This is a genomic window from Acidimicrobiales bacterium (assembly GCA_033344915.1).
Lineage (GTDB): Bacteria > Actinomycetota > Acidimicrobiia > Acidimicrobiales > Aldehydirespiratoraceae > JAJRXC01.
Genome location: JAWPML010000001.1, coordinates 2,786,583 through 2,804,687 on the forward strand (window position 1 = coordinate 2,786,583; position 18,105 = coordinate 2,804,687).

Here is an 18,105-nt window from a genome sequence, read left to right on the forward strand (position 1 = left end):
CCTAGGACGCGGCGGGAACCGGGGCGAGTCAGCCCGGCACGGCGACCTGCGGTTCCGGACCGATGTAGCGGGCGCTGGGGCGAACGATCTTGCCGACACCGTGCTGCTCGATCACGTGGGCGGACCAGCCGATCGACCGGCTCACGGAGAACGTCGGGGTGAACATGGCCCGGGGCAGCCCCGCGAGCTCGAGCACGACGGCCGCCCAGAACTCGACGTTGGTCACGATTCGCTGGCCCGGCTTCCACTCGGCGAGCACGGCCAGGATCTCCCGCTCGATGCCGGCCGCCCGTTCGACCAGGTCTCCCCCGAGCCGCTCGGCCGCTTCGCGCAGCACCACACCTCGCGGGTCCTCCGCCCGGTACACCGCGTGGCCGAAGCCCATGATCTTCTCGCCGGTGTCGAGTTGACGGCGGACCCAGTCGGCCGCCCGATCCGGTGTCTCGATCTCGTCGATCATCGCGATGCACCGACTCGGCGCCCCACCGTGCAGCGGACCGGTCAGCGCGCCGACGGCCGCGACGAGCGACCCTGCCATGTCGGCCCCCGTGCTCGCGACGACGCGGCCGGTGAACGTCGAGGCGTTGAAGCCGTGGTCCACTGTCGCGACGAGGTACTGCTCGACCGCTCGCGCCGCCGCGGGATCCGGCATCGAGTCCGTCGCCATGCGGAGATAGTCCGCCGCGTGCCCGAGCTCGGGATCGGGCGGGACCGGTGCCTCGCCCTGGCGAACCCGATGGTGCCGGGCGAGGAGCGTGGGCACGACGGCGACCAGGCGAAGGGCGTCGTCGTCGATCTGCTCGTCGGTGCGATCGAGCATGGACCCGCGGGCCTCGTGGTCGCCGAGTGTCAACAACCCGACCCGCAGCGTGACCATGGGGTCGGCCACCCGGGCCGCCGTCTCGTCGACGAGCTCGGCGACCGAGCCCGGCAGGTGGCGGTAGCGGCCGCCGTCGATCGACTCGGCCGCCGGCGGCAGCTCACCGCGCAGCTGGAGGGTCCAGACGTCCTCGAGCGTGTGGGTACGGGCGAGTTCGGCCGCGTCGTAGTGGCGATAGTGGAAGAAGCCCTCCTGGCCGCGAACGTCGCCGAGCACGGTGTCGGCGACCGCCAGACCCTTCAGACCGGGGGGAGCGATGAGTGGATCAGGGGTGTCGTTGTCGGTCATGTCTCCAACCTGCGCCATCGCGGGTACATTGACAACATTGATCGGCTCAACATTGATCGAATCAATGTATGGGCATCGGGCCAGGGGAGGAGAGAGGAGTGATGGTGAGCGTGCCGGACGACGAACGCATCAGTGCCGCCGAGGCCGCCTCCCGGCTCGGGGTGAAGCGGGAGACGATCTACGCCTACGTGAGCCGCGGCCTCCTGCACTCGAAGCGACACCTCGACGGGAAGTCCTCCACGTTCGACCCGGCCGAGATCGACCGATTCCGGCGTCGCAAGGCCGACGATCGACCCGGTCGGCTGGAGGTGCCGGTCGCCTCCGGGATCACCGAGGTCCTCGACGGGTCGGTCCGTCTCCGCGGCCACTCGATCGGCGATCTCGTCGACGCCGGCCACAGCTATGAGTCGGTCGCGGAGCTGCTGTGGACGTCGACACTCACCGAGCCGGTCCCCTGGACCCCGTCGGCCCCCGTCGCCCGAGCGGTGCGCAAGGCCGGGGCAGCGCTGCCCTCGCACGCGACGCCCACCGACCGCATGATGGCGGGCGTCGTCGCCGCCGGTGCCGTCGACCCGTTCCGCGACGACCGGTCCGTCGCCGGCGCGACAGCCACGGCCCGACAGCTGATCCGGGCGATCGTCGACTCACTGCCGACCGATCACGACGTCGCGACGGACCGGATCGCCCAACGGCTGTGGGTCCGCTTGACCGACGCCGACGAGCGGGCCTGGCCCGCCCTGCAGACCGCGATGGTGATCCTCGCCGATCACGGCATGGCCACATCGACGCTCGCCGCCCGCCTCGCGGCATCGACGCGAGCGGCACCCCACGCGATCGTGCTCGCCGGGCTCGGTGCGGTGGCCGGTCCCCTGCACGGTGCGGCAAGCCGAACCGTGCATCTCCTGTTCGCCGACGCCGAGGCGAGCGGGCCCGACGCGGCGATCGCCGAGGTGATGCGGCGCGACGGTCGGGTTCCCGGCATCGGTCACTTCATCCACAGGGAGCGCGACCCGCGCCACGACATCCTGTTCGACGCGCTCGCGGACCTTCCCCTCGACGGGCCGAGAATGGACGTCGTGGCCTCGGTTGTCGCCCGCACGACCGAGCGCATCCCGGCCGCGCCCAACGTCGACCTCGCGCTCGGCGCGCTCACCTACATCAGCGGCATGAGCCCGAACGCCGGCGAGGTGATCTTCGCGATCGCCCGCACGGCCGGCTGGATCGCCCACGCGCTCGAGGAGTACGAGGAGACGCCGATCCGCTTCCGGCCGGTCGGGCGCTACGTCGATCCGGTCAATCGTCGTCCGCGATGATGACCACACCCAGTCCCCAGAACCCGGGCCAGAGATCGGCATTGGGCGACGGCGAACTGTGGACCACCACACCCCATTCCCCCAACCACGCCGGCGGTTCGTCGGCGGTGTCACCGTGGACCGTGATGTCGATCGAGGTCGTCGTCGTGCCCGGTGCGAACGTGGCGGTGCCCGACCCCGCGCCGATGTCGGAACCCACGGACGCCAGCGGTGCGGCGCCGTCGTGGACCGTCCAGTCGACCGTCACGGGCTGTGACACCGGCTCCGAGAGCGTCAGCGGGAGCGACACCACCTGTGATCCCGCGTCGCCCTCCCAGACGGCGACGACTCCGGGCCGGATCTCCGGGCGGGGGTCGATGATCCAGTCGAAGTCGACATCCGCGGTGTCGGTGCCGTCGTCCGTGGTCACGGTCACGGGGAAGGTGCCCGTCGTCGTCACGGTGCCGGTGATCACCCCGGTCGTCGGGTGGATCGAGGTGCCGGTCGGGAGGCCCGTCGCGGCGAACGTGAACGGGTCGCCATCGGGGTCCGTCGCCCCGATGGGGAGGTTCACGGCGTCGCCGATGGTCGACGCCTGATCACCGGGATCGACCATCACCGGTGCGTTGTTGGGCACCGGATCGATCGTGATGGTGACCTCGTCGTGGATCGACGGGTCGTCGTCGAGCGTCGCTCGGACGATGACGTCGTCCCCCGGCGGCGGGGAGGCCGGCGCGACGTAGAGGCCCCCGGTCGTGATCGTGCCCACGGTGCTGTTGCCGCCACCGACGCCGTCGACCGACCAGGACACGCCGTCGGGCGCGTCGGTGACCGTCGCCGTCAGCTGGGCGGAGGTGCCGGCGATGAGCGAGGCCGGCGCGCCGGAGATCTCGACCGCCGGGTCGAGCGCGGCGCCGACATCGAGCGACACCGAGGCGATGGTCGGGTTGAGCGGATAGGCGCTGGAGTTGTCCCGGGCGATGTACTCGAAGCTGTCGGGACCGTTGTAGCCGGGATCCGGCGTGTAGGTGACGTTGGGCGACGAGAACGAGGCGCCGACCGACCGGCTCAGCGAGCCGTGGGCCGGCGCGGTCACGATCTCGAAACGACGGCTGCCGGGCGAACCGAACGACTCGGACTCGAGCGTGACGCCGACCGCGGTGTTCTCCACCGTCGACACGGGTCCGACGGGAAGGGCGTTGTAGCCGGGGATCGTCGACGCGACCTCGGCGAACCCGATCTGGTTGTTGGTCTCGTCCGACTCGACGATCCGGTTGTGCGGGTCCGCCTCGTTGGCGAGGTAGTAGATGCCGGGAGCCGTCTCGGAGACGTCGACCCACTGGAACGTGAGGTAGGCGCCGTAGACGTCGCGCCACCCCTCGCTGGTGCCCATGATCAGGCTCGTCGTGTTCGGGTTGTTGCTGTCACAGAACTGGGTGACCGACCCCGTGTACTCCCGACTCGGGTGCGAACCGGACCAGTCCTCGGATTCCGCGTGTTCGATGTCGTAGAGGCAGAAGCCGACCTTCTGGCCCGGCGCGGCCTCGGCGGTCTTCGATTCGTTCCACAACGAGTAGCGACCGACCTCCATCAGGTGGAAATGGTTGTGACTGTCGGCCGTCTCGTACTGGACGAGCGGCGTCGCGACGATGTGCCAGGTGCCGGTCGAGTCGATGGCGCGCTGGTGCACGGCGCTCGGGTTCGACGAGTCGGTGATCTGCGGATTACCCGACACCTCGAGCGGCCCGTCACCGACATTGGTCACGTAGCCGTCGAACCGCAGGACCAGCCGCGGTGTCCCGGTGTAGGAGTTCACCTCGAGCGAGACCGGGTCCGGCTGATCGGAGATGAGGTCCGGCAACAGGATCGCCTGCGTGGCGGCCTGAGCCGTGGCCAGCGGAACCGAGACCAGGGCCGCGGCGGAGACGATGGCGATCGCTCGCCGGGGCCGCAGCCGGGGCAGACCGGCGCGGGCGAGGAACACCACGGCGAGCGCCACGGTGGCGGCCACGACCACGCCGAGCGGGATGCCACCCCCGCTCGCCGCGTCGACCGGCAGCGCCTCCGCCGCAGCCTCGGCCGCGCGGAGCTGGTCCGGGTCGTGGTGTGCGCCGGCCGGCGAGGCCGACCACAGCACGGCGGCACCGGCGAGAAGGGCGGCGGCCGTGCGGCGAAGAAGAACAGGGGACGTCAGCATTGCGGGTGGATCTCCGTGGAGTCGGACGGAGGGGCCGGTTTCGCTGTGGCTTCTCCTCAGCGCCGCGACCAGGCCAGCTGAGGGATCATCGCCTCCCCGCAGGCCGAGAGTACGAGACGAATCCGCGTCCGTCGATACCCGACACGGGGAAGGGGGAGGATCGACTCAGTCGCCGAGCAGGCGATCGACAGCCGCAGCCGGGGTCGTCTCGCCGGCCAACACTGCGGCTTCGAGCTCACGTTGGCGACGTCGCAGCGCCGGATCCGCCTCGAATCGCTCGACGAGGCGCTCGCGCACCATCGCCCGCATCCAGGCCAACTGCTGCTCGCGACGCCGTTCGTCGCGCTCACCGGTGGCGGTCAGGGTGGACCGGTGGAGCTCGATCTGCGCCCACACGTCGTCGAGCCCGTCACCGGTGAGGGCGGAACACGTGAGCACCGGTGGCGTCCACGAGGGGCTCGGCGGCTGGAGGAGGTGCAACGCCCGCCGGTAGTCCGCTGCGGCGAGGGTCGCCGGCTGCACATTGTCGCCGTCGGCCTTGTTGACCGCGAGGAGATCCGCGAGTTCGAGCACCCCCTTCTTGATGCCCTGGAGTTCGTCGCCCGCGCCGGCCAGCATCAGCACGACGAAGATGTCGACCATGCCGTGCACGACCGTTTCGCTCTGGCCGACGCCGACCGTCTCGACGATGACGACGTCGTGACCGGCCGCTTCGAGCACCAGGATCGATTCGCGGGTCGCTCGGGTGACGCCGCCGAGCGTGCCGGCCGAGGGCGACGGCCGGATGAAGGCGCCGTCGTCGACCGCGAGCCGGGGCATGCGGGTCTTGTCACCGAGGATCGAACCGCCGGTGCGTGAGCTCGACGGGTCGACCGCGATGACGGCAACCCGATGGCCGGCCGCCGTGAGCCGGGTGCCCAGCGACTCGATGAAGGTGGACTTCCCGACGCCGGGCACACCGGTGATCCCGACCCGATGCGCTCCGCCGGTGTGGGGCAACAGCACGTCGAGCACAGCGGCGGCGCGGGCCCGATCGTCCGGGCGCGTGGACTCGACGAGTGTGATCGCCCGGCCGATGGCGGTGCGATCACCGGCGAGGACGCCGTCGACCAGCGTCCGGTCGTCCTCGCTCATTTCCGTCGCCATCGCCGCGACGTTACCGTCTCGCCATGATCCGACACACCGTCCTCATCGCCTGCGACGGCGCCGCCACCGACGCCGTCGATCGAATCGTCGATGAGCTGCGTGCGCTGCCGCCGCTGATCCCCGAGATCAAGGGCTACACGGTGGGGCGCAACCTGGGGCTGGACGGTTCCACCGCAGACGTCGCAGTGATCGCCGATTTCGCGTCGGTCGAGGACTACGCGATCTACAGCGCTCACCCCGAACACGTCCGCGTCGTGACGGACTTCGTGAAGCCCGTCGCGACCGGACTCACCCGGGCACAGTTCGAGCTCGACTGACGCCGGTCAGCCCGTCGAGCGACTCCGGCGCCCGAGCAGAGCACCCGCGGCGATCAGGCCGACACCCAGTGCGGCCAACGCCCCCGTCTCGACGCCGGTGTACGCGAGTTCACCGTCGTTGGTCTCGGTGGTGCCGAGCACCTGGGTGGGCACCGTCGTGACGACCGGCGGCGCGGTGGAGGTGACCGTGGGTGCCGGCGGCGCGACCGACGTCGGCGACGACAGTTCGATCGTGGTGGTCGTGGTCTGCACCGGCGGCAACTGGGCAATGGTGGTGGTGGACACCGGATCGTCGACGGTGACGGGGTCGTCCTGAGCGGCGACGGGCGCGGCGAGCACTGCGAGCGCCATCGTGATCGCGGCGAGGGCGGAGAGCAGGCGTCGGGTCACAGCAACTCCAGGAGTTCGAGGGCGGCATCGGCGATGACCGTGCCCGGCGGGTAGACGGCGACGGCGCCCATGTCGAGCAGCGTGGGCACGTCGTCGGGCGGGATGACGCCGCCGACCGTGATCCGTATGTCCTCACGCCCGAGGCGGGCCAGTTCGTCGCGGAGTTCGGGCACGAGTGTGAGGTGGCCGGCCGCCAGCGACGACGCGCCGACCACGTGCACGTCGGCCTCGACGGCCTGGCGGGCGACTTCGGCCGGCGTCTGGAAGAGCGGCCCGATGTCGACGTCGAATCCGAGATCGGCGAACGCCGTGGCGATCACCTTCTGGCCCCGGTCGTGGCCGTCCTGGCCCATCTTCGCGATGAGGATGCGGGGGCGGCGCCCGTTGGCCGCGGCGAAGTCGTCGACCTTCGCCCGGACTTCGGTGACGGAATCGGAATCGGCACCCACTTCGGCTCGATACACCCCTTCGATCGTGCGGATCTGCGCGACATGACGACCGTAGACCGTCTCGAGCGCGTCGCTGATCTCCCCGACGCTCGCCTTGGCGCGTGCGGCGTCGATGGCGAGGGCGAGCAGATTGCCGGTGCCGTCACGGGCCGCCGCGGTCAGCGCCGCGAGGGCGGTGTCGACCTCGGCCTGGTCCCGCTCGGCCCGCAGCTGCTCGAGCTTCGCGATCTGGGCGGCGCGCACCTCGGCGTTGTCGATCCGGAGGACGTCGATGTCCTCGTTCTCGTCGAGGCGGTACTTGTTGACGCCGATGACCGCCTGACGACCCGAGTCGATGCGGGCCTGGGTGCGAGCCGCCGCCTCCTCGATGCGCATCTTCGGGATCCCGGCCTCGATGGCGGCGGCCATGCCGCCCATCTCCTCGACCTCGGTGATGTGGTCCCACGCCTTCTTGGCGAGCTCGTGGGTGAGCCGTTCGACATGATGGCTGCCGCCCCACGGGTCGACCGTGCGGGTCGTGCCGCTCTCCTGTTGGAGGAAGAGCTGGGTGTTGCGGGCGATCCGGGCGGAGAAGTCCGTGGGCAGCGCCAGCGCCTCGTCGAGCGCGTTGGTGTGCAGCGACTGGGTGTGGCCCTGCGTTGCGGCCATCGCCTCGACGCAGGTGCGGACGACGTTGTTGTAGACGTCCTGCGCGGTCAGCGACCACCCGCTGGTCTGGCTGTGGGTCCGCAGCGACAGCGACTTCGGGTTCTGCGGCTCGAACTCCTTCATCAGCTTCGACCACAGGAGACGCGCCGCTCGGAGCTTCGCCACCTCCATGAAGAAGTCCATCCCGATCGCCCAGAAGAAGCTGAGGCGGGGGGCGAACGCGTCCACGTCGAGCCCGGCCTCGATGCCGGCCCGGACGTACTCGACACCGTCGGCGAGCGTGTACGCGAGCTCGAGATCGGCCGTCGCCCCCGCTTCCTGCATGTGGTAGCCCGAGATCGAGATCGAGTTGAACTTGGGCATCTCCTCGCTCGTGAAGGCGAAGATGTCCGAGATGATCCGCATGCTCGGGGCCGGCGGGTAGATGTAGGTGTTGCGGACCATGAACTCCTTGAGGATGTCGTTCTGGATGGTCCCCGCGAGCTGTTCCGGCTTCACCCCCTGCTCCTCGGCCGCGACGACGTAGAGGGCGAGGATCGGCAAGACCGCCCCGTTCATCGTCATCGAGACGCTCATCTGATCGAGCGGGATGCCGTCGAACAGCTGGCGCATGTCGAGGATCGAGTCGATGGCGACACCCGCCATCCCGACATCGCCGGACACGCGGGGGTTGTCGGAGTCGTAGCCCCGGTGGGTGGCGAGGTCGAACGCGACGGACAGACCCTTCTGGCCGGCCGCGAGGTTGCGTCGGTAGAAGGCGTTGGACTCCTCGGCGGTCGAGAACCCGGCGTACTGGCGGATCGTCCACGGTTGGTTGACGTACATCGTCGGGTACGGACCCCGCAGGAACGGCGGCAGGCCGGGAAGGGTCTCGAGAAAGTCCAGATCGGCGATGTCGTCGGCCGTCGTGACGGCGGGGATCTCGATCCCCTCGGGAGTCTCCGACACATGGTCCGACGCGGCCGTCGGCGCGGTCGCGGCTTCGAGATCGAGGTCGATCGTCGTGAAGTCCGGGATCACGCTCATGGCTCCACGGTACCGAGGCGACGCGGGTTTTCGAAAAGCGCGCCGCCCCGGTAGATCAGATGTCGAGCTCGACCTCGCCGTCGGTGTTGCCCGACAGGTCCGACGTGGTCACGTTGACGGAGCCGGAGCCACCCGCGGCCTCGACGCCCCATTCACCGTTGCCGGTCAGGGTGGACCTCGCGACGGTCACCAGCACGGTGCCGCCGTCGTCCTCGACCGCCTTGACGCCGGAACCGTCCGCCCCGGTCGACGTGACCCGGGTGACCACGACGGTGACCGTGCCGGTGCCGTCGCCGTCCTCGGACTCGACTTCGATCTGGTCGTTGCCGGCGTCCTCGAAGGTCGACCGCTTGATGTTCGCGGTGTTGTCGCCGCCGTCGGCTTCGGAGGCCTTGTAGCCCTCGTCACCATTGCGGGACGCCTCCGTCCGGGTGACCGTGGCGACGATCGAGCCCTCACCCGCCTCGTCCATGTCCATGCCCTCGTCGAAGTTGTCGCTCACCTCGGAGCGGCGGACGAGCACGATGATGTCGCCGCCGTCCGCCTCGTCGATGTCGAAACCGTCGTCGAGATCCTCGATCGGCTCGCCGAGATCGCCTGCCTCGCAGAGTCCGTCGTCGCCACCGTTGGTCGTCGGCACGGTGCAGAGGATCGAGACCGTGTCGCCATTGGCGTTGAACGTCGAGCGTGCGACGTGGGCATCCACCGAGCCCTCGCCCTTCTCGTCGAGCTCCACTCCGTCGGCGAGGTTTCCGTCGAAGTTCGATCGAGTCAGCGTGGCGGTGAGGTCGCCGTCGCCGCCCTGATCCACGCGCAGACCGTCGAAGTCCTGAGGGCAACCGGTGGCCTGCGTGATGTCATAGCCATCGAGCTGACCGGAGCCGGTGACGGACGAGCGCCTCAACGTGATGTCGATGTTGATGTTCGAGTCGACCGGGTGCGGGTCCACACAGTTCGGATGGATGAAGTCGTCAGTGTTGTAGCCGGTCGTGGACTGGCCATCGATGAGCACGCCGTGGAACTGGGCGCCGGTGACGTTGACCTCGGTGAGGACGATCTCCACGCTGCCCTTGTCCGCCGGGAGGAAGACGGCGAGACCGTTGTTGAAGCTGTCGGCGAAGGTGAGATCGCGGATCGTCAGATCGCCCGTGGACTCCGAGACGAACAGGCCCGAGTCCCAGGTGTCGGTGTCGGCCGCCACGGTGGCGCCCGAGATCGTCGCCCCGCGACCCGCGAGGACCAGATCCTGCGATCCGGTGAACCGAACCTCTTCGGTCAGCTCGATGACCGCGCCGCGCTCGAAGATAATCCTGCTGATCCGCGGGTCCTTGTTGGCCAGGGCCACGGCCGCCCGCAGTTCCTTCTCGTCGGACACCCCTGACGGGTTTGTCCCGGCGAGGACGGGTGACGCGGCGAGGCCGACCACGGCCAGTGCGATCGCCACGAACGCAGCAACGAATCGGATCTTCATGCTTCTCCTTCGAGTGGGTGAACCAGCTACCGGAGACATGGATATCGAGCGGTTCTGAACCCCCCGTGAACGGGCGCGAGCGCGAACTGAACACTCGACGGCCGTCACACGTCAGGTCGCGTGAGCCAGAACGTCGGACGCGCGCTAGAGGACGAGGGTGGTGCCGCCGTCGACCTTCATGATCGTGCCGTTCAGGTAGGTGTTGGTCACACACGCCATGATCGCCTGGGCGCAGTCCTCGGGAGTAGCCGACCGCTTCATGGGATTCATCGCCGCCATCCCGGCGTGGAGATCGTCCCAGTCCTCGGTCCAGGGCGTCGCGACGAGGCCGGGCGCGACCGCGTTGGCCCGTACGGGGCCGCAGTACCGCGCGAGGTCCTCGGTGAAGCTGTTGAGCGCGGCCTTGGCCATGCCGTACGCGAGGGAGGATCCGAGCGGGCGGATTCCCGCGATCGAGGTGACGTTCACGATGCATCCCTCGCTCTCCTGGAGGGCGGGCATTGCCGCCCGAGTGAGCCACCAGGTGCCGTAGACGTTGACCTCGAAGGTCTTGAAGAGGATGTCGTTGGTGAGCGCTTCGTGGTCACGGTGGTCGACGCGGGTCGTCCACCCCGCGTTGTTCACGAGGATGTCGAGGCGGCCGAACCGGTCGAGGGTCTGGGCGACGAGCGCGCGGTCCTGGTCTTCGTCGGCGATGTCGGCCTGGATGTAGATCGAGTCCGTCGGCAACGATGCGGCGACCGCGCTACCGGCCTCGACCGAGCTCGACGAGTTGACGACGACCGACGCACCCACGGCCGCGAGCGCTCTCGCGGTGGCTTCGCCGATCCCACTCGACGACCCCGTGACGATCGCGACCTTCCCGTCCATTGCACCCATGGCTGTTCTCCGATCCCTGTCCGGGGAGAACCGTACCCGCGTCGCTCAGAGGCCGAGCGTGGCGTGGAGACGGGTGAGGGCGTCGAGCACGTCCACACCGACATGCCAGTACTCGTCGACACCGGCGGCATCGAGTTCGGCCCGGAGGTCGCCGGGCGCACCCGCCAGGACGACGTGGAGCGCACCTGCTTCCTTGAGCGCGGTGGCCGTCGCCGCGGCGCGTTCGGCGTAGACCCCGTCCGACGAGCAGATCACCGCGACGGTGCACCCGCTGTCGACGAAGCGGGCCTCGGCCTCGATCGGTGAGGTCGCGCCGTCGGTGTCGCCCCCGTCCGCGGCGATGCCACCGACCGCCAGGAGGTTGGCGATCCATGCGCTGCGGGCGGTGTGGGTGGCGAGGTCGTGGAGCGTCGCCAGGTGCACCGTCGGCCGGGCCCCGGTGTCGGCGAGATGCCGGTCGGCGGCGTCGCGCAGCTCCTCGAACGGGGCCGCCAGTCGGCGGACCGGGAAGCCGGCGGTGCTCGTTGCCGGGGCCGGGCGGGTGAGGAGGGTCTCGTCGAGATCGGGGAACTCCGACACGCCGGTGATCGACTGGCGGCGGGTGCCGAGCGCGTCCAGGCGTGCCGCCCAGGATGCATCGAGGCTGTCCTGGATCCGACCGGATTCGAGTGCGGCTTCCATGCCGCCATCGGCCTCGATGCCCTGGAACACCGACCACGCGGCCGTGGCGAGACGTCCGGTGAGGGACTCGACGAACCAGGATCCGGCGGCCGGGTCGACCACCCGGGCCAGATGGGATTCCTCGACCAGCAGCAGCTGGGTGTTCCGGGCGACCCGGCGGGCGAAGTCGTCCGACTGGCCGACGGCGTCGTCGAAGGGGAGAACGGTGACGGCGTCGGCACCGCCGACACCCGCGGCCAGCGCGGCGGTCGTGCCCCGCAGCATGTTCACCCACGGGTCGCGGCGGCTGTACATCGCGGCGCCGGTGACCGCCTGGACGACGGCGGGGGCGGCGTCGGCGGGAACACCACAGACCTCCAGCACCCGCGCCCAGGCGACTCGCAGCGCCCGCAGCACCGCGATCGTCATGAACTGGTCGGCCCCGATCCCGATCCGGAACGCGATCGTGTTGGCCGCCTCCTCGATCGACATGCCGGCGGACTCGAGGGCGCGCAGGACGGCAACCGCCGACGCGATGCTCCAGCCCAGTTCCTCGGCCTCGGTCGCGCCGGCGTCGCCGTAGCGACTCGAATCCACCGTGATCGTGCGCCCCGCGGGCAGCGTCGGTGCGAGCTCGGCGGCGAGGGCCGCGCAGGCCGCCAGGTCGGCGTGCTCCCCACGGCTGGTCGCGCCCATGGGGTCGAGGCCGAGCCAGCTTCCCGTCGTCTCGAGGTCACCACGGGCGGCGATCACCGCGTGCAACGCCCGCGCCGCGTCGAGGTCCGCGTGGGGGGCCAGGCAGATCGGAGCGAGGTCGAGGAGCACGCCGGCAATGGCCGCGTCGAGCCGCTCCGTCGTCCACCCGTCGGCCGGTGACCGGAGCTCGATCGAGGTGACGCCGCGCTCCAGCTCGGCGACGATCCCGAGCGCGCACCCGGCCGAGCCACCCTCGTGGACCTGCCGGACATCCCACCCGTGCGTGAGTCGTGTCGGGGACGCCGCCGCCGGAACCGGCGTCGGCATGGCGTCGTCCGCGGTGTAGAGCGGTTGGATGTCGAGCCCGTCGCGGGTCGAACCGACGAGTACCTTGTCGAACGGCCGGCCCCGGAGCACCTTCTCCACCGCGGCAATCCATTCGGCCCGGTCAGGTGTCGGAAACTCCGCAGCGAGGTCGAGTTCAGTCACCCCGTGACGGTACCGGCGCGCCTGGGCGAGCGTCGATCCGGGCCGGGCTGTGCCGTCTGGCACATCCGCGAACCCAGCAAGTATCGTCCGTCCTCTGCCGAGCGCCGGATCTCGGCAGCGTGTCTGGGGGCACCATGTCCAGAAAGCTCGTCCTGCGGATCTTCGCCGCATTCCTCGCGATGGGACTCATCGCCTCCGCCTGCGGCGGGCGCGACGACAACGCCACCGACACGGCCACGACGACGACCACGACGACCACCGCCGCACCGGACGACTCCCCGGACCCGGACGAGCCGGCGGACCCGGACGATCCCGCGGAGCCCGACGAGCCGGCGGAGCCGGACCCGTGCGCCGACGTCACGCTCGAAGCCACCGAGATCGGGGTGAGCGAGGACACGATCAAGGTCATCGTCATGGCCGACAGCGAGAACGCGCTCGCGGCCGGCCTCTTCGAAGGCGCCCGCGTCGGCGCCTTCGCGTGGGCGGAGGACGTGAACAGCCGCGGCGGCATCGGCTGCCGCACCGTGGAGATCGAGTTCTGGGATTCCATGCTCAACCCGACGGAGACGGAGAACGGATTCCTCCGCGCCTGCAGCGAGGCCTTGGCCCTCGTCGGCACGACCGTGCTGTTCGGCACGAGCACCGACGACCTCGAGACCTGCGACGACGCCAACGGCGACCCGACCGGCGTGCCGGACCTGGCCTACATCACCACCGAGGTGCCCCATCAGTGCTCCTCGGTGAGCTTCCACCTGAGTCGCCCGGGCGCCGAATGCCCCTACGAGTCCGGTGACCGCAACCACACCGCGGTGAACGGACAGGTCTCGTGGCTGGCCGAACATGTCGGCGAGGATCTGCACGGCCTCTTCCTCGTGCCGGGCGACTTGCCGTCGACCACCGCGTCCGCCGTACCGCAGCTCGCGGCGCACGCCGAGGCGGGCATCGTCTACGAGAAGGCCTACGGCATCAGCGGCGCGGCGCCGCAGGCGTCGTTCACCCCGTACGTCCAGGCGATCCGGGAGAACGGCTCGAACTTCGTCTACAACGGCTCGAACGACGCCACCATGGCGAAGCTGATGAACGAGGCCAACGACCAGGGGCTCGACATGAGTTCGGTCAACTGGTTGTGCACCCTCTCCTGCTACACGCCGGCGTTCCTCGAGAACGGTGACGTGGTCGAGGGCACCTACCTCTGGACCTTCTTCCTCCCGTTCGAGGAAGCGGACACCAACGAGGAACTCGCCCGGTTCCTCGATGCCGTCGGCGACGACTTCCCCGAGGCGTGGGCCGCGGGAGCCTGGGCGGCCGGCATCCTCTTCGAGCAGGCGATCAACGGGATCGTCGAGACCGATGGCCCCAACGCCATCACGCGAGCCCGGCTGCTGGAAGAGCTCCGCAGCATCGATTCGTTCGACGTCAACGGGTGGTGGGGCACGGCGGACTTCGCCAGCTCGAACACCATCTCCGAGTGCTTCATGGTGATGCAGATCCAGGACGGCGAGTACGTCCGGGTCCATCCCGAGGAACGAGGCACGCTCGACTGCGACTCGAGCAACGTCACGGCGGTGACCGTCGACGCGGGGACGTTCACCCCCGACAGCTGATCGACCACACCGTCCCGTGAAACGCTTCGAGCTCCGAACGTCGCAAGCCGCCGCGCTCGTCGGCGGGGCGGCGTTCCTGATCGCCCTGGTGTGGTTGAACTGGGCCGGCAACGCCGTCGCGTTCGACAGCTTCCTCGCGGCGACGATCGCCGGACTCTCGATCGGGTCGCTCTACGCGATCTCGGCGACGGGGATGGTGGTGGTCTACACCACGACGGGCACCTTCAACTTCGCGCACGGCGGCATCGGGGTGTTCTCCGCGTTCTTCTACTGGGAGCTCGTCGAGAACGCCGACGGAGCCGGTCTGCCCAACTGGCTCGGACTCATCCTCGTCGTCCTGGTGGTGGCCCCGGCCATCGGTGTCCTGCTCGACATCGTCCTGATGCGGAGTCTGCGCGACGCGCCGATGGTCGTGCAGCTGATGGTGACGGTCGGCCTGATGGTCTTCCTGCTGACCTTGACGGGCCAACTGTGGCAGGGCGACCGGTCGCGCAAGATCGAGAAGTTCTGGCCCGACAACGGCATCGACATCGGCGAGTTCCGCGTGTCGTGGCATCGCTTCCTCGTCATCATCGTCGCCGCCCTGATCGCCGCGCTGCTGCGGGTCCTGCTCTTCCAGACCCGGCTCGGGGTCGCGATGCGCGCCGTGGTGGACAATCGCGATCTCACGGCGCTCAACGGTGCACGACCGGGCACGCTGTCCTCGTTCGCGTGGGCTCTCGGTGCGTCGCTCGCCGCCCTCGGCGGGATCCTGATCGCACCGGAGTTGGATCCGCTGGATCCCGGCAACCTCAACAACCTGATGCTGATCGCGGCGATCACCGCGGCGGCGATCGGCCAACTCCGGAACCTTCCGATGACCGTGCTCGGCGGGCTCCTGATCGGGCTCATCGCCCAGCACCAGGCCCAATGGTTGAGCTTCGGCAGTGACTGGCCCTTCGTCCGCGACGCCGCCGCGCCGGTGCTGCTGTTCATCGTCGTGCTCGCCCTGCCCCAGTCGCGGCTCGCCGTCGGACGGACCGCCAGCAACCTGCGCCCGATCGAGCGCACGACGAACTGGTGGGAGGGGGCCATCGGCGCGGTGGCGCTGGTCCTGGTCGGCGTCGTGTTCGCGAACGGGTCGCTGAACTTCGGCTTCTGGGATCCGGGGGCATGGGATCAGATCGCCCTCAACAACGGCATCGCCGCTCTCGTCCTCGCCATGATCGGCCTCTCGCTCATCCCGCTGACGGGATGGGCCGGGCAGATCAACTTCGCGCCGCTGGCGTTCGCCGGGTTCGGCGCGTTCATCTTCCTCGAGTTCGGCGGCGACAGCGGCAACCTGCTGTGGCTGCCGCTCGTGGGCCTGCTCTGTGCGCCGCTCGGCGCGCTGGTCGCCCTGTTCGCGGCCCGGCTGAGCGGCCTCTACCTCGCCCTACTGTCCCTGGCGTTCGCGCTGGTCATGGGGCGCCTCGTGCTCCCCCATCCGAAGATCTTCCCCACCATCCATCGCTTCGAGGACCCGACCCTGTTCGGCTACGAGATCGACAGCCGCTATCGCTACTTCATCACCTTGTTGTGCTTCCTGGCGTTCGGCATCTTCGCGCTGGTCATGCTGCGGCGGTCCCGGTTCGGTCGGCGGTGGATCGCCATGCAGGACTCCGAGGCGGCGGCCGCGACCATCGGGGTCAACACGATGCTCACGAAGGTGGTCGTCTATGCCTTCTCCGCATCGCTGGCCGGAACCGCCGGGGTGTTCTGGGCGCTCAGCAAGGGAAGCATCGATTCCGGTCGCGACTTCGAGGTGCTGGCCAACTTCGAGATCGTGCTGCTCATGGCGGCCGCCGGACTCGCGTTCCCCGCGGCGGCGTTGTTCCTGTCATTCCGCTTCGTCATCGAGGCACTGGGCGGCCGCCTCGACGAGTCCGGATCCGTCCCCTGGCTCGTCTGGCTGCTCGACGACTTCCTCGCGAAATTCGGGCCCGGACTCCTCGCGATCGGCATGGTGGTGAACCAGCGGGGCGCGATCTTCGAGATGGGTCGGGGGTTCGCCCCGATCCTGCCGTGGCGCCGGGACGCGCGCGCCGAGCTCGCGCAGGAACGTGCATCCAAGAAGGTGCGCGAGGTCGGTGGCCTCGGGCTGACCGAACCGTTCACCAACGAGTCCGTCATCGCGCTCGACAACGAGCTCGGCATCGTCGATGACGTGACCCCCTCCGGCGGCTACACCCATGGCGTCGAGGCGGAGCCGACATGAGCAGCGCCATCCTCGAAGCCGTGGACGTCGACGTCCGCTTCGGCGGGCTCCAGGCGCTCGCCGGGGCCAACATCGAGGCCCACCCCGGCACGATCACGGGGCTCATCGGCCCGAACGGCGCCGGCAAGACGACACTGTTCAACGTGATCACCGGTCACCAGGCACCCACGGCGGGCGACGTCCGGCTCCTCGGGAAGAGCGTGCGGCGCCTCGGTGTCGCCCGGCGGGCGCAGCTCGGCATGTGCCGCACGTTCCAGAAGCTCGAGGCGTTCAACTCGCTGAGTGCGCGCGACAACGTGCTCGTCGCCGCGGAGATGCACCGCTCGATCCGCAATCCGGCCGGGTTGGCGGACCAGATCCTCGACCGGGTCGGGCTCGGCGACGTGGCCGAGATCACCGTCGGCACCCTGCCCACCGGCACCGCCCGGCTCGTGGAGCTGGCCCGGGCCCTGGCCACGCAGCCCAAGGTCCTGCTGCTCGACGAGGCCTCCTCGGGTCTCACCGAGGAGGAGACGAACGCGGTCGGCGACCTGTTGAAGCAACTCGTCACCGAAGACGACCTGGCCGTGCTCCTGGTCGAGCACGACATGAGCTTCGTGATGAACACCTGCAGCCTGATCCACGTGCTCGACTTCGGCCACATCATCGCCGTCGGCACCCCCGACGAGGTGCAGGGCGATGCGGCCGTCCGGGCCGCCTATCTGGGGGTGGACGAGTGAGCGCCCCCCTCCTCGAGTTGCGCGGCATCCGGGCCGGCTACGGCATCATCGACGTCCTGCACGGCGTGGACCTCGTCCTCGAACGGGGCCAGGTCGTCGCCCTGCTCGGCCCCAACGGCGCCGGGAAGAGCACGACCCTCGCCGTGGCGAGCGGCCAGATCCACCCCAGCGCCGGACAACTGATGATCGGCGGTCGAGAGGTCAACGGCGTGCGCCCCGACTCGCTCGCCCGGGCCGGTGTCTGCCTCGTGCCGGAGGGCCGGGGAATCTTCCCCAACCTCACCGTGGCCGAGAACATCCGCATGATGACCTTCAGCGGCAAGCCGCTCGACGAGGTCCAGGACCGCGCCTACGAGCTGTTCCCGCGGCTCGGCGAGCGACGTCGCCAACTCGCCGGCACGCTTTCCGGCGGTGAGCAGCAGATGCTCGCCATGTCGCGGGCGATGGCGACGGACCCGGCCCTGCTGATGCTGGACGAGCTGTCGATGGGGCTTGCGCCGATCATCGTCGAGGAGCTCTACAGTCAGGTCGCCGAACTGGCCCGAGGTGGCCTGTCGATCCTGATCGTCGAGCAGTTCGCCCAGACCGTTTTGGGCGTCGCCGACCAGGCCGCGATCATGCTCCATGGGCGGGTCACCCGCACCGGCCCACCCGCGGAGATCGCCGAAGAACTCACCGCTGCCTATCTGGGCATCGACGATGGAGGAACGTGAATGTG

Annotated in this window: 14 protein-coding genes; 6 read left to right on the top strand and 8 right to left on the bottom strand. The window is 69.5% G+C overall.

The annotated features are described in order from the left end of the window. Positions 1-28: 28 nt before the first annotated feature. Positions 29-1,168 carry a citrate synthase gene (locus R8F63_13400; GenBank protein MDW3219602.1) on the bottom strand — a complete coding sequence of 380 codons (1,140 nt, stop codon included), beginning with the start codon at positions 1,166-1,168 and terminating at the stop codon, positions 29-31. Between the two features lie 104 nt (positions 1,169-1,272). Between R8F63_13400 and R8F63_13405 the strand changes: the two genes are divergently transcribed. Further along, entirely contained in the window at positions 1,273-2,481 is a 1,209-nt protein-coding gene (locus R8F63_13405; GenBank protein ID MDW3219603.1) for a citrate/2-methylcitrate synthase, read from the top strand. Here R8F63_13405 and R8F63_13410 read toward each other — a convergent pair. Together R8F63_13410 and meaB are read right to left on the bottom strand one after the other, a co-directional pair. After that, positions 2,462-4,657 (bottom strand): lysyl oxidase family protein, encoded by a 2,196-nt coding sequence (locus R8F63_13410; protein MDW3219604.1) that lies wholly within the window; start codon positions 4,655-4,657, stop codon positions 2,462-2,464. The genes R8F63_13405 and R8F63_13410 overlap by 20 nt on opposite strands. Before the next feature lie 165 nt (positions 4,658-4,822). Next, entirely contained in the window at positions 4,823-5,803 is a 981-nt protein-coding gene (meaB, locus tag R8F63_13415; GenBank protein ID MDW3219605.1) for a methylmalonyl Co-A mutase-associated GTPase MeaB, read from the bottom strand. Between the two features lie 23 nt (positions 5,804-5,826). Between meaB and R8F63_13420 the strand changes: the two genes are divergently transcribed. Next, positions 5,827-6,120 (top strand): Dabb family protein, encoded by a 294-nt coding sequence (locus R8F63_13420; GenBank protein ID MDW3219606.1) that lies wholly within the window; start codon positions 5,827-5,829, stop codon positions 6,118-6,120. 6 nt (positions 6,121-6,126) lie between these two features. Here the strand turns inward: R8F63_13420 and R8F63_13425 are convergent, their stop codons facing one another. The 5 genes from R8F63_13425 to R8F63_13445 form a co-directional block, all read right to left on the bottom strand. Beyond that, on the bottom strand, positions 6,127-6,510 hold the full coding sequence (locus R8F63_13425) for an LPXTG cell wall anchor domain-containing protein (protein ID MDW3219607.1): 384 nt from the start codon (positions 6,508-6,510) through the stop codon (positions 6,127-6,129). Continuing rightward, positions 6,507-8,633, bottom strand: a complete 2,127-nt coding sequence (scpA, locus tag R8F63_13430; protein ID MDW3219608.1) for a methylmalonyl-CoA mutase — start codon at positions 8,631-8,633, stop codon at positions 6,507-6,509. The genes R8F63_13425 and scpA overlap by 4 nt, the downstream gene beginning before the upstream one ends. A 55-nt stretch (positions 8,634-8,688) precedes the next feature. Beyond that, positions 8,689-10,104, bottom strand: a complete 1,416-nt coding sequence (locus tag R8F63_13435) for a hypothetical protein (GenBank protein MDW3219609.1) — start codon at positions 10,102-10,104, stop codon at positions 8,689-8,691. 144 nt (positions 10,105-10,248) lie between these two features. Then, positions 10,249-10,983 (bottom strand): SDR family oxidoreductase, encoded by a 735-nt coding sequence (locus R8F63_13440; GenBank protein MDW3219610.1) that lies wholly within the window; start codon positions 10,981-10,983, stop codon positions 10,249-10,251. 45 nt (positions 10,984-11,028) lie between these two features. After that, positions 11,029-12,828 carry a methylmalonyl-CoA mutase family protein gene (locus R8F63_13445; GenBank protein ID MDW3219611.1) on the bottom strand — a complete coding sequence of 600 codons (1,800 nt, stop codon included), beginning with the start codon at positions 12,826-12,828 and terminating at the stop codon, positions 11,029-11,031. A 134-nt stretch (positions 12,829-12,962) separates the two neighbouring features. Between R8F63_13445 and R8F63_13450 the strand changes: the two genes are divergently transcribed. The 4 genes from R8F63_13450 to R8F63_13465 are packed head-to-tail and all read left to right on the top strand — an operon-like array spanning position 12,963 to position 18,100. Continuing rightward, entirely contained in the window at positions 12,963-14,432 is a 1,470-nt protein-coding gene (locus R8F63_13450) for an ABC transporter substrate-binding protein (protein MDW3219612.1), read from the top strand. Between the two features lie 16 nt (positions 14,433-14,448). Then, the gene (locus tag R8F63_13455) at positions 14,449-16,668 is read left to right on the top strand and encodes an ABC transporter permease (GenBank protein ID MDW3219613.1); all 2,220 of its coding nucleotides are present in this window, start codon (positions 14,449-14,451) and stop codon (positions 16,666-16,668) included. Further along, the gene (locus R8F63_13460) at positions 16,665-17,387 is read left to right on the top strand and encodes an ABC transporter ATP-binding protein (protein ID MDW3219614.1); all 723 of its coding nucleotides are present in this window, start codon (positions 16,665-16,667) and stop codon (positions 17,385-17,387) included. Before R8F63_13455 ends, R8F63_13460 begins: the two co-directional genes overlap by 4 nt. Continuing rightward, positions 17,384-18,100 carry an ABC transporter ATP-binding protein gene (locus tag R8F63_13465; GenBank protein MDW3219615.1) on the top strand — a complete coding sequence of 239 codons (717 nt, stop codon included), beginning with the start codon at positions 17,384-17,386 and terminating at the stop codon, positions 18,098-18,100. Before R8F63_13460 ends, R8F63_13465 begins: the two co-directional genes overlap by 4 nt. Positions 18,101-18,105: the final 5 nt, after the last annotated feature.

Coding starts and splice junctions, on each gene's coding strand:
- R8F63_13400 (MDW3219602.1), bottom strand. CDS start 1,168: ATGACCGACAACGACACCCCTGATCCACTCATCGCTCCCCCCGGTCTG.
- R8F63_13410 (MDW3219604.1), bottom strand. CDS start 4,657: ATGCTGACGTCCCCTGTTCTTCTTCGCCGCACGGCCGCCGCCCTTCTC.
- meaB (MDW3219605.1), bottom strand. CDS start 5,803: ATGGCGACGGAAATGAGCGAGGACGACCGGACGCTGGTCGACGGCGTC.
- R8F63_13420 (MDW3219606.1), top strand. CDS start 5,827: ATGATCCGACACACCGTCCTCATCGCCTGCGACGGCGCCGCCACCGAC.
- scpA (MDW3219608.1), bottom strand. CDS start 8,633: ATGAGCGTGATCCCGGACTTCACGACGATCGACCTCGATCTCGAAGCC.
- R8F63_13435 (MDW3219609.1), bottom strand. CDS start 10,104: ATGAAGATCCGATTCGTTGCTGCGTTCGTGGCGATCGCACTGGCCGTG.
- R8F63_13440 (MDW3219610.1), bottom strand. CDS start 10,983: ATGGGTGCAATGGACGGGAAGGTCGCGATCGTCACGGGGTCGTCGAGT.
- R8F63_13450 (MDW3219612.1), top strand. CDS start 12,963: ATGTCCAGAAAGCTCGTCCTGCGGATCTTCGCCGCATTCCTCGCGATG.
- R8F63_13460 (MDW3219614.1), top strand. CDS start 16,665: ATGAGCAGCGCCATCCTCGAAGCCGTGGACGTCGACGTCCGCTTCGGC.